Here is a 14,961-nt window from a genome sequence, read left to right on the forward strand (position 1 = left end):
CACTAAAAACCAAATATCCAGAACATGAGAAAGTTTACTTTATCCTTAACACTGGCAGCATTCATGTTGTCAATGCTGTCGTTGTCAGGATATGGCCAGCAGGCCATTTTTGGCAAAAGCAGCCATCCCGTGCGCAACGCCTCAACCCGGAACGGCGGAGTAATTTACGACCAGTTATTCCCTCTGGGTTGGAATTACCTGGTAAGTCAGCAATTCACAGACCCGGGAAATGTCAACAATACCTCTATTGCGGCTGATGATTTTACCGTTCCGGAAGGTGAATCCTGGGATATCCGATACATTGATGTAGCCGGTCAGTATTTTCAATGGACCGGGGTCCCGGTTACTGCATTCAATATTTATTTTTATGCAGACAACAACGGCGTTCCGGGAACTGCCATACACTCCTTTGAGAATTTCACCGATTACAATGAGATTCTTCTTGATGAAGAAAATTACAGCTACAAATACGAATTTATGCTTCCTGCAGTGATTCCATTCACTTCAGGAGTTTACTGGGTAGGCGTCCAGGCTGTGGCTGACTACAACGTTTCCAATCAATGGGGATGGTACAATCATGGGGGTACAACCATTGGAAATGAGTACCACTGGAAAAATCCCGGCGATGGATTCGGGACCGGTAACACTGACTGGACCGCAGCATCAATGATGTCATGGTCTGATTTTAACCTGGCCTTTTCACTTTACGGCGACGGACTTGACAACGACTTATCCCTGACCGCCATCATTCAGCCAAATACGTCGGCAACTTTAACAGCCACTGAGCAGATTGTTGTTTCGCTCAAAAATGAAGGAAATGCTGTTGAAACAGGTTTTGATGTCAGCTATAGCATCAACGGAGGTACACCGGTTGTCGAAAGTGCCGCTGCAATGACGCTGGCCCCCAACGAAATTGGTCAGTACACATTTACCACCACTGCTGACCTGTCTGCCGCAGGGTTATATGAGATCACTGCCTCGGTTACACAGGCCGGCGATCCGGTTGCAGGCAACAATACAGCTTCAAAAACAGTCTACAATCTTGGTACCGTCTATCCGATGCCATCCACCGGAACCCAAACCATTACCTCCTGCGGTGCAACATTTACCGATGCCGGGGGACTCGACGGGGATATCGGAATGAATGACGATGCGGTTACCACGATTTATCCGGCCAATGCCGGCGACAGGGTAAGACTCACCTTCCTGGAATTTAACGCCAGTTATGGTGGTTTTACCATCTACGACGGAGCTACAACAGATGCTCCGGTGATCGGAAGCTGGATGGGAACCGATGGTCCCGGGATCATCACCGCACTTAACAGTGATGGCGCCCTTACCATTCATTTTATGGGACCCGGATGGGAAACCACTTCCGGATGGGTAGCCTTTATTTCATGTGTTACCCCGGTTGAGGATGATTTTGCAATCCAGGATCTCCACAGCAGTCTCTCTACGGTTTTCCAGAACAGTACCACGGAGCTGTCAGCCAAAATCCAGAATTACGGATCAATGGCCCAGGAGAAAACGGTAACTTTCAAAGCCAACGGAGTTGTCATCGGTACACAACCCACAGGTATGCTTAATCCCGCTGATACGGTGAGAGTAAGTATTCCATGGACACCCGCTGAAGTTGGTGATTATACCATCGAAGCTTCGGTCCCCGAAGATGATGGAGCCGAACCGGACAACGCGCTCTCTTTCGACACGTATGTTTACGCTTTTGATGCCTTTTTCGAAGATTTTGAAACAGGAAATTTCCCTCCCGAAAACTGGATAAACGGCGTTTACTGGGGCTCAGGTTACTATGGATACAGCGGCAACAGCAGCGCCATGTCCATGGTTCCGGCCGGATATGCCGACACACTGGTAACCACCCGTCTGGATATCTCCGAAAATGCATCATTTTCATTTTATGCCGTTTCAAGTATGTGGTGGCCCGGAAATCTGAGTATTCTCTGGAAGGAAGAAGGTACTTCCGAATGGATTTATATTCAGAACCCTGCTTTGAATATCATGCAGTTCACGCGATATGAAGTTGATATGTCTGCCTTTGCAGGACAAACGGGGAGAATCGGATTCATGGTCAATGTTTCAGATCCTTACGCATTCTCAGGACAGGTAACTCTTGATTATATACTTGGACAGAATATTTCGGTTCATTTTGATGAATTTGATCTGAAAGTAACCGCATTCAGCGGAAATAACCTCTACAGGCTGGGCGAAGCATCTGACTTTACGCTTACTATCCGTAACAGCGGCCTTGAGACTGTGCCGGCCAATGATTACAGGGTGAAATTGCTCAGAGGTACTGAAAATCCGACAGAGGTATTCTCGGTTTCCGGACTTGAAATTGCCTACGGACAAGAACTTACTTACGATCTTTCTTATACTTTCGCCGAAATCGGTGAATATGAAATCTATGCTGAGATTGAATATCTGCAGGATCAGTATATGGACAATAACCTCAGCGCCGTTCTGATGCTTTCAGGTATCCCTGCCGCATCTGAAGTGGTCAGAGTTGGCGAGTCAATCGGATATACAACGTATGCCGGCCCGATAGATCTTTCATTCAATCATTCATTGTATGAAACACTTTATCTCAACGACGAAATTGAAAATGAGGGTGTAATCTTCGGAATTGCTTACGATTATTCATTCCTCCTTCCCGAGACCGATGTACCGGTTCGTATATGGATAGGATCCACAACCATGGAAGAGTTGCCTGAGTGGATTCCTGCAGGCGAACTTGAGCTTGTTTTTGACGGTCATCTGAATTTTATTCCCGGGGAGCAAACAATCTATATCCCTTTCCAGACACCATTCAATTACAATGACACCTCCATGAATCTGGTAGTCATGGTTGAAAAAATTGATGATCATACCAATATTAACCAGGGGTTCAGCACTTACAGCGGAATGGTATCATCCTCCAAATATACAGCCGGCTATACCAATCCTCCCGATCCGTATTCACCTCCCGGGGCAGGAACTTCAAATATCAATCCGGTAATCAGTTTTGTATTTAACGGTAATCTCGGCGCAGCCGCAGGTACTGTAACCGACCCCGACGGCGCTCCCATCGAAGGCGCTTCAGTAACGGTAGAACAGCTGAATATTGTCACGCATACCGATGCTGACGGAATGTACGAACTGCCTTATATCCCGGCCGGAACTTATCCTGCAACCGCTGATAAATTCGGCTTTACCGCTGTTACCCACCCGCTTCAGGTAACCCTGAGCAATACCACTACCCTCGATTTTGTGATGGGAGAACTGGCCCTCGTAAATATCTCAGGCACAGTTTCAGGCATTGATAATCCGGGAACTGGAATTGAAAATGCAGCAATCACACTTTCCGGTTACAATACATATTCCGCAATGACAGGCACTAACGGGGAATTTCTGCTCGAAAATGTTTACAGCCAGAATACCTATCAGATCAGCATTTCGGCAGATGGTTATGCAACCTATACGGCACCTGTCGTGGTAACAGATTCAGATATTGATCTTGGCGAAATCGTGCTTAGTGAAGCCATGCTGATCCCATACCTCGTATCGGCTGAACCCGTGACCGGCAGCATGGAAGTAACCTGGAATACCCCCACTTCCGCAGCGCAGCATACCTTGGTTTTTGAAGATGGCATCCATGAACAGGGCTGGGCAGGTGAAACCGGAGAAGAAGTATGGCTCGGGAACTACATCCCGTTTGAAGAGCCTGCAACAATTACCGGTTTTGATATTTACTGGGCTAAATACTCACCCCTGACCACCGCTCAACCGATGAGGCTGGATATATTTGATGAAGATTACAACCTGATTGTAAGCAGCGGGGAATTTATGTCAGGACTGGATGCATGGATTCACGTGCCGGTGCCAAACATCACCCTTGAAGGTGATCATTACGCTATGGTTTACTGGAATGGCACCCCGGCCCAGTCAAGTTACCTCGGATGGGATTCATCCAATGTGGTTACAGAGTATGCCCGCTATAAATACCCGGGCGGAGATATTGCTCCATTATCAGGAATTGTCGGTGGAATGGGAACCTTCCTGATCCGGCCGCAGGTGATGACAGATGCCACATCTCAAATGCAGGGAAGGGCATTAACGGGCTATAACATCAGTTTTGGCAGACTTACGGATATTGCCAATGCTGCAACCTGGCCCCTGCTCAATGCTGAAACCCTTGATGTAACTACCTTTAACGACACCACCTGGCCGCCCGATGAAAATGATATGTATGTTTATGCTGTAACAGCATTCTATACAACCGGCGAATCCGCGTTCTCATTCTCCAACGTGATCAATTACGTCGGCGTCGGCACCGGAATTGTTGAAACAGGCAGCGTGGTAATTTATCCCAACCCGGCATCGGAAAGTGTAACCATCAGCAACTGCAACGGAGCAAATGTGTTGCTCTTCACCATGGATGGCTCCCTGAAACTGCAGGCACGCATTACCGGTGACAGCCACCGTCTCAACCTGAATAACGTCGCCAGCGGAACATATCTGCTTGTGATTCAGACCGGGGATGGAATCAAACAACAAAAACTGATAGTAAAATAAGCAGGAATAAACCTTCGGGAGAAGGAGGGTGATTTTCTTCTTCATTTTCAGATCAGGGCTGTACTTTATGGTACGGTCCTGATTTTTTTTGAAGACCAGCCATATCAGGAATGAATTGTACCGTTACCGCATCATTTTCCTCAGCCTGGGGAAAAATACGGACAGGAATATACACAGTCCGATTCTTTCCGGAATCACCCCCTTTCTCCCTTTCAACCGGATGATTTCGCTTTTCAACTGCCGGATCATGCCGTTTACCGACCTTTATTTGTAAAACGTGGCCTCTGTGTGGAAATTTGTAACCTGATAACTAAATCTGGCATGAATTTTTCTTTTCGATAATTCGGCCTTCCACAACTTAACATTACAGATATGAAAACGTTAAATTACCTCCGCTTACTGCCCTTAATTACGCTGGCCCTATTTCTGACTTCCTGTGAAGGAGATGGATGGAACAATATCCGCGGAACAGGTCCTGTATATAGCGAAACCCGCGTTGTACCAGTGCACCGGGATATTTCGGTAGCCATCCCCGCCGATGTTTACATTGTGCAAAGCCCTGTGCGTGACCTTACCATCGAAGCCCAGGCAAACGTGCTTGATGCCATTGAAACTTACGTCAGCGGCAATGAACTGAAAATAAAGCTGGAAAATGGCGCCGGTCTCGGTCGCCACGAAACCATTAAGATTTACATCTCCTCTGCCTTCTATAACAACATCCGTTTATCGGGCTCAGTAAACCTTTATGCTGAAACCCCAATTGTAACAGACGCTTTTGATGTCAACATCTCAGGATCAGGGAGTGTTGATGCTGAAGTATTTGCCAATACGGTAAGGGCTTCCATATCGGGAAGCGGTAAAATTTCACTGGCAGGGACCACCATCACTGAAAACTTCACCGTTTCGGGTTCTGGAGATATATACGCTTTCGGTCTGCTCAGCGAAACCGCCGATATCAGCATCAGCGGTACCGGTAATACGGAAGTTAGTGTGGCTGAGTATCTGAAAGCAAGCATCAGCGGAAGTGCCAGTATTTACTACAGGGGATTCCCGGATGTCGACAGCCGGATTTCAGGATCGGGCAAGGTTGTGCGTGTAAACTGAAATTCTTGTTAATCTCAGGGCCGGATGGGAGAAGGTCAACTCATTAAGCCGGCAATACTTTCTGCTTTTTTGGTTAATAACGTTAAATCCCGGCCACTCCACCGGGGTTTTTCTTTATTTGTCCCCTTGTTATTTACAGCTGTTAAAGAATTCAATAAAAGTATTTTACAGAATTACCAAACTTAGGATAATTTTGCAAAACGCAATCGGAGGAAATGCGGGAACCGTCAGGTAAAGAGGGAGGATCTGAATTAAATACATCAGGGAAATGCTAAACCAGGCTCCACTCCGGTTTTCATAATCATAAAAAATGGAAATTCTGATACTTTCGTTACTGATACTGCTCAACGGCTTTTTTGCCCTTTCTGAAATTGCGCTGGTATCAAGCAAGCCTGAGCGGCTGCAGCAGGCTGCTAAGGATGGCAGCAAAGGAGCCGGAGCAGCCATGAAACTGCTGAAAAACCCTGACAGTTTTCTGTCTGCCATACAGGTTGGAATCACCCTGATCGGCATAGTCACCGGCGTATACGGAGGGATGAACCTGGCAGATGATTTCACACCCTTTTTCAGAAGGGTCAGCTGGATGGAACCCTATGCTTATGAAATCGCACTTACCCTCACCGTGGTAATAATAACCTATGTTTCCATCGTCTTCGGTGAACTGGTTCCCAAAACCATGGCCCTCAGCAAACCTGAAAAAACCGCCGTCAAAGTAGCGCAGGTGATTCTGATATTCAGCCAGCTGTTCTATCCTTTCGTAAAGTTGCTCTCCGGATCCACCGGCTTCATCAACCGCTTGCTCGGCATCAGGCAAAAAGAAGACGCAATCACAGAAGCCGAACTCAGAAATATGCTGAAGACTGCCTCCCTGGTTGGAGTGATTGAAAAAGAACAGAAAATTATCCATGACAAACTCTTTTACTTTTCGGACAAAAGGGCCAGACACTTTATGACCCACAGGACCGAAGTGGAATGGATTGACCTGAACAGTTCAAAGGAAGATATAAAAAAGTTGGTTACAGGCTTCAGGCACAGCAAGGTGGTTTGCTGCAGGGGCAATATTGATAATTTCGCCGGATTTTTCTATCAGCGGGAGTTTTACAGGAGGTTAAATGACTCCCCTGATTTTAACCTTTCGGAAATCATCGTTGAACCTGCTATTTTACCGGAATCAGCCCACTCATCAAAAGTCCTGACAACACTCAGGCAGGATGGAGACCGGATTTGTTTCATTGTCAATGAATACGGCGGATTTGAGGGCATTATTACCCTCCACGACATGATTGAAAGCCTCTTGGGGCAGTTTCCCGATTTTGAAGAAAAAGATGACAGGGATGTCTTTCAGCGGGAAGACGGATCCTGGCTGGTTGGCGGTGATGTGCCGGCCGATATATTAACAGAGTTGATTGAGAATTTTGACGTTGATTTTGAAGAAACAGACTATTCAACTGTCGCCGGATTTGTGATTGATCACCTTGGCAAAATTCCGGAAACGGGGGATAAATTTTCTTTTATGGGGTATACCATTGAAATAATGGATATGGATGGTAACCGCATCGACAAGGTGCTGATCTCTGCAGATCAGCAAAAATCAGATTAACCCGTCCGGCTAATATCAGAAAAGTGCAATCTTTAACCTGACAGCTAAGCGGCTTATATCCGGAATCCTATTCCGGTATAACGTTCTTAACCGTTTTCCCAAAAACGCCCTGATAAACCAGATATGCCACGAACAATATTCCGGCTGTTATCATGGCAATATTTATTTCATGATAATAGCGCTCCATCAGTTCTTCAGGAAAATAATAGCCCAGGGTGGCAAGAATAATGTTCCAGAGTAACGCGCCGGCTGTGGTATAAATAATGAAGCTTTTCAGCGGCATACGGGCAAGGCCGGCAGGAATCGAAATCAACTGCCGTATGGCTGGGATAAGTCTTCCGATAAAGGTTGAGGATTTCCCGTGCCGGATAAAGTAGTCTTCTGCCTTGCGGATGGAAGACGGCTGAATTATAAACATGCGCGCCAACCTGGTGTTGGCAAGGGAATAGATTACCGAACGGCCCAGCCATAAAGCAAAATAATAATTAAACAGGGCCCCCAGCAATGCGCCCAGGGTGGCAAAAAATACCACCAGAAAAATATTCAGCTCACCTGCAGCAGCCTTATAAGCCGCAGGCGGTATAATTACCTCTGAAGGAAACGGGATAAATGAACTTTCAATGATCATCAGCAGGGTGATGGTCAGATAGTTGATATGCTCAAAATACCAGGCAGTGATATCGGCAAATGCTTCTGTCATTATTACAACTTTTCGATTAAACACTTCAGCACTGTACAACTATTTTTCTTTCAGATTATTGCCGCCAATGCTCTGCAATACCTGAAATGAAAAATAAACAAGGTTTCTGGTTTCCTGCAGCAGATTCATAAACAAGATACTGCTTCTGTTTCCAGTCATTTCTTCACGGATCCTGTTTACCTCATTCCGGCTGATGTCTTCAATGAAATTTTGTATTTCAGCCTTGTCCTGCATGATGGAATCCGGATAAATCAAAGGATGCTGAGCAATCAAATTTTCAATGCCGGTTAATATCAGGGCAAACCGCTGACCGAGCAGATGAAGGTCGGAAATCTGTTCTGCATTCAGGGGCTTGTGATGATTGACCAGATGATTGTATGCGGCGCCCGAAATCAGGTTCAGGCAATTGATGATTTCAAGCAGGTTATCCTGAATCTTGATGGCCTGATAAGCCGTCTCAGCCTCCTCCTCCCCAGTTCCCCTGAGTACCTGAGAAACAATCTTTCTCTGTGACCTTACCTCTTTCTGCAAAGCCCCGGTTTGCCTTCTCAATGATTTCAACTGATGCACATCTCCTGAGCCAAGGCCTGTAACCACCTGATTATAATATTCTTTTGTTTTCGAAAATATAACAGCCGTATTATTCAGGCAAAATTCTTTCAGGTTTCCAGCATCCACAGTTTCTTCCGCATGATGAATTGCTTTTCCGGTTTCCTCTTTTCTGAGGTGGAACCTGTGTGTGCGATATGCCATGTAAACCGCAATCCCAATCATTACTATAATGGCAATAGATCCTCCGAAATAAAACGCCGTAGCCAGCAGAAATGCAATCGTAAAAGCGGAAATGGCTGTAAAAAACCATCCCCCTATTACCGAAAACACCCCGGTAATCCGGAATACAGCACTTTCCCTGTCCCAGGCTCCATCCGAAAGACTGGTTCCCATTGCAACCATAAAAGTTACATAAGTGGTTGAAAGCGGGAGTTTTAATGATGTGCCGAGCGCGATCAGGGCACTGGATGCAACCAGGTTCACCGAAGCCCTGAGCAGATCAAAAGCCGGTTGATTTTTATCCTTTTTCTTCCGCGGAAGCGGTGTAAATCTTTTTGCCATCCAGGCTTGTGTACTTACAGGTAAAATAGCCGAAATCAGGTCATTCACCCTGAGCGAAGCCCTTACAATGCCCCTGGATAAAGCTGTAGATCCGAAACGCTCCTCTCCTTCATCCTGCCGGCTGAGATTGACCTCGGTCATGATCACGGTACGGGCCTTCCTGGATGTATAGAGTGTAATTACCATGATGACCCCGGATAACAACAGGAACATCATCGGTGTCTTCACAGCCCCGTTCAGCGCTCCCATACCGAATGTACCAGGATCAGCTCCCGGTGTGTTGATAAAGGTGAGATACGATTCATACCCGGCCAGTGGCACTCCGATGAAATTTACCAGGTCGTTCCCCGCGAAAGCCATAGCCAGCGCAAATGTTCCCACCAATACAACAATCCTTAAGATATTAACATGGAATAATATGTTTAACAAATACAATATTGCAGTAATCCCTGAAAAGCAATACAAAAGGATCTGAAAACTGTTCGTTTTGATCCACGTATAAGTGCTTTCGGTCATAAAAGCGGCATCTTTCGCTCCCTTTATTAAAATGAAATAAACAATGGTTGTAATCGCAACGCCTCCGAAAAGCCCGCCCAGATACTTTAGCTTTTTTTCATAATCAAAGGAAAAAATCAGTCTGGTGATAAACTGAATAATAGTACCTGAAGTAAAGGCAATGATCACGGATACCAGAATGCCGGAAATAATGGCAAAGGCTTTACCCGAATTTATGTAATCCCCGAGCATACCGGCCTGATCCCCCTGGGAAATCTGAATCACTGCAATGGCCACGGCGGCGCCCAGCAGCTCAAACACCAGAGAAACCGTGGTGGATGTGGGAAAGCCTATTGTATTGAATGTGTCGAGCAGGATTACGTCCGTAATCATTACAGCGAGAAAAATAAGCATAATGTGCGCAAAGGAAAACTTCTCAGGATAGAAAACGCCACTCCGGGCAATTTCCATCATCCCGCCCGAAAAAACCGTTCCCATCAGCACCCCGGTGGCCGCGATCAGCATGATAATCCTGAACGTTGCCGCACGGGAACCGACTGCCGAATTCAGAAAATTCACCGCGTCGTTGCTTACACCGACGATCAGGTCGGAAATCGCCAGCAGGAACAGAATAATGATAAAAATGAAATAAATGCTCTCCATATCAGCTGCATAAAATGAGGGCGCAATATTACATAAAGTAAGAGGCTGAAAACCGGTCCGGATATTAATTTTATGTTAAGTTATACCGGCTGACAGTGTGGTGTTTACGGCAACTCAGCCTTATCAGAAATGACGTTGCAGAACAGGCTTGTAAACGGAATGACTTTATCCCTAATTTTGTGCCCGTTTTCAAACAAACGGATTATATGACCCTTCAGATATTATTCCTGCTCGCCGGTTTTGTCATACTGATTAAAGGTGCTGACTGGCTGGTTTCAGGCGCTTCATCCCTTGCAAGAAAGTATGGGATTCCGGACCTGGTTATTGGCCTGACCATTGTCGCATTCGGCACTTCAGCGCCCGAACTGGTGGTGAGCGTTTTTGCTGCTGTGCAAAACCATCAGGACATCGTGTTTGCCAATGTAATTGGCAGCAACTTTTTCAATCTTTTTGCCATACTGGGCATTGCCGGACTCATCACCCCGCTTGCGGTGCAATCCAGCACAGTGTGGAAAGAAATTCCCTTCTCCCTGCTGGCACTCATCGTCATTTTTCTTTTGGGAAATGAATTTCTCGCCGGGGGTTTTAAACTAATCTCACGGGTTGATGCCTTAATCCTGCTGTTATTTTTCTGTCTTTTCCTTTTGTATATCTACAGACAAATGAAAGCGGATGTTTCCGATGCCGTGGTACCCGACAGGCACCTGTCCGGAACGAAAATAGGCCTGTTTATCATCCTCGGGCTTGGCGGATTGATCCTTGGCGGCCGGATTGTGGTGAACAATGCCATAGAACTGGCTGATGCATTCGGGGTCAGCGAAAAAATCATCGGCCTTACCATAGTGGCTGCAGGTACTTCACTGCCCGAACTGGCTACTTCGGTAGTTGCGGCATACCGCAAGAACAATGATATTGCAGTAGGAAACATTATCGGATCAAACATCTTCAATATCTTCCTCATCCTTGGGGTCAGCGCGCTGATCAGGCCAATCAAATACAATATAAGTTTCAACACCGACATCTGCCTGGTTGCTGCAGGCACTATATTCCTTTTCATGGCCATGTTTCTGGGCGGCAAAAGAAAACTTGACCGCTGGGAAGCGGGGCTGTTGCTGATCGCTTATATTGCTTACACAGTATTTCTGATAAACAGGGAGATATAAGGGCCTGATTGGGATTCCGGCATTTTATCTGAATATAATCTCGCGCGAATAGAGATAAAAGTAAACTCCGGCCTCAGTTCTTCATCCCGAATGAGCTGAAGTGTACGTTGATTTTGCCATCCGCGCTCAGGTAAGGGCGGACGCCATCGGGGGTAAGCAGGATATCATCAACTGAAAGCCTTTCGAGTTGTCCCCGCAGAAATACCCCGTCGGCCAGACGGTAGTTTTTAAGTTGTCGGTTGGCTTCGCCGAAAATCATCCGGATTTCGGAGGCCATCGGCCAGACCATCTGCCGGGCGATCATGTTGCGGAATCCACCCTGATACAGCCAGGCCGCGGATTTCACCAGAACATTTCTGGTGGCCAGGTCAAAATCGAAATCGCGGAGCATAAGCGTGGAATCCGTGGCATCGAATGCCGGAATCCCTTTAAAATAAACGGTACCCCTGAAACTGCCCGAAAGTTTTGCTTCGGCCACCATTTTACCATTGCTTCCATAAATACTGACCGCTTCCACCTTCACGCTCCTCTTGCCCTGGGTAAATGTTTGTCCGCTAAGGTATTGAGAAGCCTGGCGGTTGATTTCGGCAAACGGGATGTCAACTGAAGCATTGATGACCACCCTTTCGCCGGCTTCATCCCCGATTTTCAGGCGGGGAAGCGGCCCCGGAGGCCCGGCGGCGGGTTTTTCTCCCACCTGTGTTTCAATAACAGCCTGTAATCCGGTACGGATCCTGATAACTCCGTCCTTTGCCATGATGGGAGTGGCAAAGAATCCGGAGGTCTGCATGCTGAGCCATACCCTGTATTCCTCATTCAGGATAAGGGGCTGGTTCAGCGATTTCCATGCTTCAAGCGCGTAGGGCTTAAGGTCAAGGTATTCCTTTACGCTTTCATCGATGGCGCTGCTGAGCGTGCGCAGGTTCTTCTGAAGGATCAGGTCGGCCACAAACTTCACCGGTACATTGATCCCGGCAACCTTCACCACTGGCTCCGTAAGCCATTCATAACCGGTGGTTTCCGTTTGGGTGGAGAGGGTCCAGTCGGAATTCAGGCTTACCGCCGTTCTGAACATCAGGGCGAGGGCCCCGCTGGCTTCCCGGTAATCCGAAAGGGTAATGCCCAGCCTGGTTGTTTTGAAACCGGCTTTTATCCACAGGCGCAGGGGAACCCGGTAAATGATCGTATTATCGCGCATGGTGAGCTGAATGTCGCCCTGCTTCCAGGCTTTCACCATCAGGTTATCGCCCCCGTTATCGTCGAGGCTGTTGTCTTCATAAACCAGTCCTGAAAAACTCCGGTTAAGCTCAGCCTGAATATCGGCCAGCCTGGCTTCTGCCGTGAAACCTATGATTGATGGCTGAGGTCTTACCGCATCGCGCAGATATGACTCGGCGGGCTTTTCGATTTTTACCGTGGCACAGGATGCCGTTAACAGCAAAAGAACGGCATAAACGGCCTTGAACAGGTTAAAAACTGGAGTTTTCATGTTTGTTATCAATCGCCTGACTGAACGCGGATGATCTTTGTCCGTGGGTTTTTCTTTAAAAAGGTTTGTATGATCTGGCGCGTATCGCGGTTATCGTTGTATTGTCTTATGCAATTATCAAGTGATGTCAGGTCATGCGCTTCCGACGGGCTGATGTATCCGAAGCCACAGTACCTGCCACCGGCTATTTTCACCACCGCGGCTTCATCCCGGTGCCTTCCCCGGTCGATGATATAAAAATCAGGGTGCATAAACCCGGATAACCGGATGGCAGCATCTACCCTGCGGTTGTATGCTTCCGGAGCTTCGGCCCCGATGCAGGCCCCGCGGCATTGCTTAATGCCATAATGAAAACAGGCCCCCCTGGTTTCATATAAACCACATAATTTCTGGCACAATTCAAAACGTTCAACAATGCCATACAGATATTTACGGGCATGTTCAAGCGTGGTGAAAGAGGTAACAGGCTGCTGCCCGTTGAGCTGATGCCCTACCTGAAGATGCCGGTATCCGTTTTCGTCAGTAAAATCAAACAGTCCATAACTGAAAACCGACCTTCGCTGCGCCCGGTTGAAAAGAGGCTTATGCGCCTTGATTTCATCCGATTCAAGCAGGAGGGCAATCAGCTCGCTTCCGGTATGTTCATAGCTCACTGAGGCAGCGCGGTTTCGCATCTCAACGGCTTTTGAGGTCTCACTGTTCCTGAAGTGCTGCAACAGGCGTTCAAACATATTATTGCTTTTCCCTATATAGATGATCCGGCCCTGCTCATCATGCAGGTAATAAACACCAGTTTCCTCAGGTACCTCTTTTATCATTTGAGGAATGGTATAACCCGATTGCTTTTCAATGGCCTGCCGGTCGGTTTCGAGCAATAATTCAAGCAGGCGGGTGGTTGCCAGGGCATCCCCTGCCGCCCGGTGCCTGTTTTCGATAACAATGCCCAGCTCGCGGCAAAGCTTGCCAAGGCTGTATGATTGCAGGCCGGGGAGCAGTTTCCTGCTCATTTTCACGGTACAAATTGTGGGTCTCCGGAAATTATAACCCAAACGGCGGAATTCATGCCTGATGAAATTGTAGTCAAAAGAAGCATTGTGACCCACGAAAGTAGCTCCTTCCGTGATCTCAACAATCTTCCGGGCCACCTCACAAAAGCGGGGCGCACCGGCAACCATCTCATTACTGATGCCGGTGAGCCTTGTAATCATGTAAGGAATGGGTTGTTCCGGATTCAGCAGGGTACTGAATTCATCCACAATCTTTTCCCCGTCATGAAGGTATATGGCAATCTCAGTCAGCCGTTCACTGGCAAAATTGCCTCCTGTTGTTTCTACATCAATTACCGCATACATAGGATACAAATGTAGCAAGGTTCCCGGATTTCAGAATCAGGGAATGAAGAAATCCATTCAGAAAGATTGGTTGTCCTGTTCAACTGCAAAAAAGAATGACATCCGGTTCTGAAATGTCCCGCCACAAAGTAAGCCCGGTTTCCGTTACGGGAAACCGGGCCTATGTTCATGCTCCATCGGGCACGATCGTTACATAATTTCAATCTGTTTTGCCGGTTTTACCTTAGCCTCTTCCCTCTTGGGAATGGTAATGGTCAGCACGCCGTTGTTATGGTTGGCTGCAATTTTTTCAGCTTCAACAGTTTGTGGCAGGCTGAATGAACGGCGGAAGGAAGTATAACTGAACTCACGACGCATATAGCGCTCTTCCTTTTCTTCGTTTTTCTCTTCCTTCTCCGAAGAAATGGTCAGCACATTGTTTTCAAGATTGATCCTGAAATCACCTTTTTCAAGGCCGGGAGCAGCCACTTCTATACGGAAATCTTCTTTGCCTTCAATAATATTGACAGAAGGCATGTTGATGCCCGTCTGAAACTCAAACAGGTTGGGAAGAAAATCCCTTCCAAAGAACTCATCCACAATACCCGGGAAAAAGGCTCTGTTTTTTAAGATCGGTAGCATGGTATTACCCTCCATTGTTTAGTTAAACATCTGTTTTAACCGGTAGTTTTCAAATAGTGTGCCGGAGGGATTTTTCGCCGGATTAACATTAA

At 47.0% G+C, this 14,961-nt stretch carries 9 protein-coding genes; 4 read left to right on the forward strand and 5 right to left on the reverse strand.

Features of this window, described 5'->3' with window-relative positions; genetic code table 11:
* Positions 1 to 24: 24 nt before the first annotated feature.
* The 3 genes from TBC1_RS11080 (at position 25) to TBC1_RS11090 (ending at position 7,273) form a co-directional block, all read left to right on the forward strand.
* Positions 25 to 4,569 carry a carboxypeptidase regulatory-like domain-containing protein gene (locus tag TBC1_RS11080; RefSeq protein ID WP_082189573.1) on the forward strand — a complete coding sequence of 1,515 codons (4,545 nt, stop codon included), beginning with the start codon at positions 25 to 27 and terminating at the stop codon, positions 4,567 to 4,569.
* Between the two features lie 372 nt (positions 4,570 to 4,941).
* On the forward strand, positions 4,942 to 5,673 hold the full coding sequence (locus TBC1_RS11085; protein WP_062042195.1) for a head GIN domain-containing protein: 732 nt from the start codon (positions 4,942 to 4,944) through the stop codon (positions 5,671 to 5,673).
* A gap of 310 nt (positions 5,674 to 5,983) precedes the next feature.
* Positions 5,984 to 7,273, forward strand: a complete 1,290-nt coding sequence (locus TBC1_RS11090; RefSeq protein WP_062042199.1) for a hemolysin family protein — start codon at positions 5,984 to 5,986, stop codon at positions 7,271 to 7,273.
* Positions 7,274 to 7,340: 67 nt separating this feature from the next.
* Here the strand turns inward: TBC1_RS11090 and TBC1_RS11095 are convergent, their stop codons facing one another.
* Together TBC1_RS11095 and TBC1_RS11100 are read right to left on the reverse strand one after the other, a co-directional pair.
* Entirely contained in the window at positions 7,341 to 7,973 is a 633-nt protein-coding gene (locus tag TBC1_RS11095; protein WP_062042202.1) for a DedA family protein, read from the reverse strand.
* A 39-nt stretch (positions 7,974 to 8,012) separates the two neighbouring features.
* The gene (locus TBC1_RS11100; RefSeq protein ID WP_062042206.1) at positions 8,013 to 10,244 is read right to left on the reverse strand and encodes an inorganic phosphate transporter; all 2,232 of its coding nucleotides are present in this window, start codon (positions 10,242 to 10,244) and stop codon (positions 8,013 to 8,015) included.
* Between the two features lie 206 nt (positions 10,245 to 10,450).
* On the opposite strand from TBC1_RS11100, the gene TBC1_RS11105 reads away from it, so the two are divergent.
* Positions 10,451 to 11,407 carry a calcium/sodium antiporter gene (locus TBC1_RS11105; RefSeq protein ID WP_062042208.1) on the forward strand — a complete coding sequence of 319 codons (957 nt, stop codon included), beginning with the start codon at positions 10,451 to 10,453 and terminating at the stop codon, positions 11,405 to 11,407.
* A 73-nt stretch (positions 11,408 to 11,480) separates the two neighbouring features.
* On the opposite strand, the gene TBC1_RS11110 is transcribed toward TBC1_RS11105, so the two are convergent.
* The 3 genes from TBC1_RS11110 to TBC1_RS11125 all read right to left on the reverse strand — a co-directional run bounded on the left by TBC1_RS11110 (position 11,481) and on the right by TBC1_RS11125 (position 14,869).
* A complete protein-coding gene (locus TBC1_RS11110; RefSeq protein ID WP_062042211.1) occupies positions 11,481 to 12,896 on the reverse strand; it encodes a DUF4403 family protein in 1,416 nt (471 codons plus the stop codon).
* Between the two features lie 8 nt (positions 12,897 to 12,904).
* Complete coding sequence (locus tag TBC1_RS11115) at positions 12,905 to 14,248, reverse strand: exonuclease domain-containing protein (protein WP_062042214.1); 1,344 nt, start codon at positions 14,246 to 14,248, stop codon at positions 12,905 to 12,907.
* 189 nt (positions 14,249 to 14,437) lie between these two features.
* A complete protein-coding gene (locus TBC1_RS11125; RefSeq protein ID WP_062043024.1) occupies positions 14,438 to 14,869 on the reverse strand; it encodes an Hsp20/alpha crystallin family protein in 432 nt (143 codons plus the stop codon).
* Between the last annotated feature and the right edge of the window lie 92 nt (positions 14,870 to 14,961).

The organism is Lentimicrobium saccharophilum, assembly GCF_001192835.1.
Taxonomy (GTDB): domain Bacteria; phylum Bacteroidota; class Bacteroidia; order Bacteroidales; family Lentimicrobiaceae; genus Lentimicrobium; species Lentimicrobium saccharophilum.

Bases quoted from the DNA above. Each gene is read 5' to 3' on its own strand.
- TBC1_RS11090 (WP_062042199.1), top strand. From the start codon at position 5,984: ATGGAAATTCTGATACTTTCGTTACTGATACTGCTCAACGGCTTTTTT.
- TBC1_RS11085 (WP_062042195.1), top strand. From the start codon at position 4,942: ATGAAAACGTTAAATTACCTCCGCTTACTGCCCTTAATTACGCTGGCC.
- TBC1_RS11110 (WP_062042211.1), bottom strand. From the start codon at position 12,896: ATGAAAACTCCAGTTTTTAACCTGTTCAAGGCCGTTTATGCCGTTCTT.
- TBC1_RS11080 (WP_082189573.1), top strand. From the start codon at position 25: ATGAGAAAGTTTACTTTATCCTTAACACTGGCAGCATTCATGTTGTCA.
- TBC1_RS11105 (WP_062042208.1), top strand. From the start codon at position 10,451: ATGACCCTTCAGATATTATTCCTGCTCGCCGGTTTTGTCATACTGATT.
- TBC1_RS11095 (WP_062042202.1), bottom strand. From the start codon at position 7,973: ATGACAGAAGCATTTGCCGATATCACTGCCTGGTATTTTGAGCATATC.
- TBC1_RS11125 (WP_062043024.1), bottom strand. From the start codon at position 14,869: ATGCTACCGATCTTAAAAAACAGAGCCTTTTTCCCGGGTATTGTGGAT.
- TBC1_RS11100 (WP_062042206.1), bottom strand. From the start codon at position 10,244: ATGGAGAGCATTTATTTCATTTTTATCATTATTCTGTTCCTGCTGGCG.
- TBC1_RS11115 (WP_062042214.1), bottom strand. From the start codon at position 14,248: ATGTATGCGGTAATTGATGTAGAAACAACAGGAGGCAATTTTGCCAGT.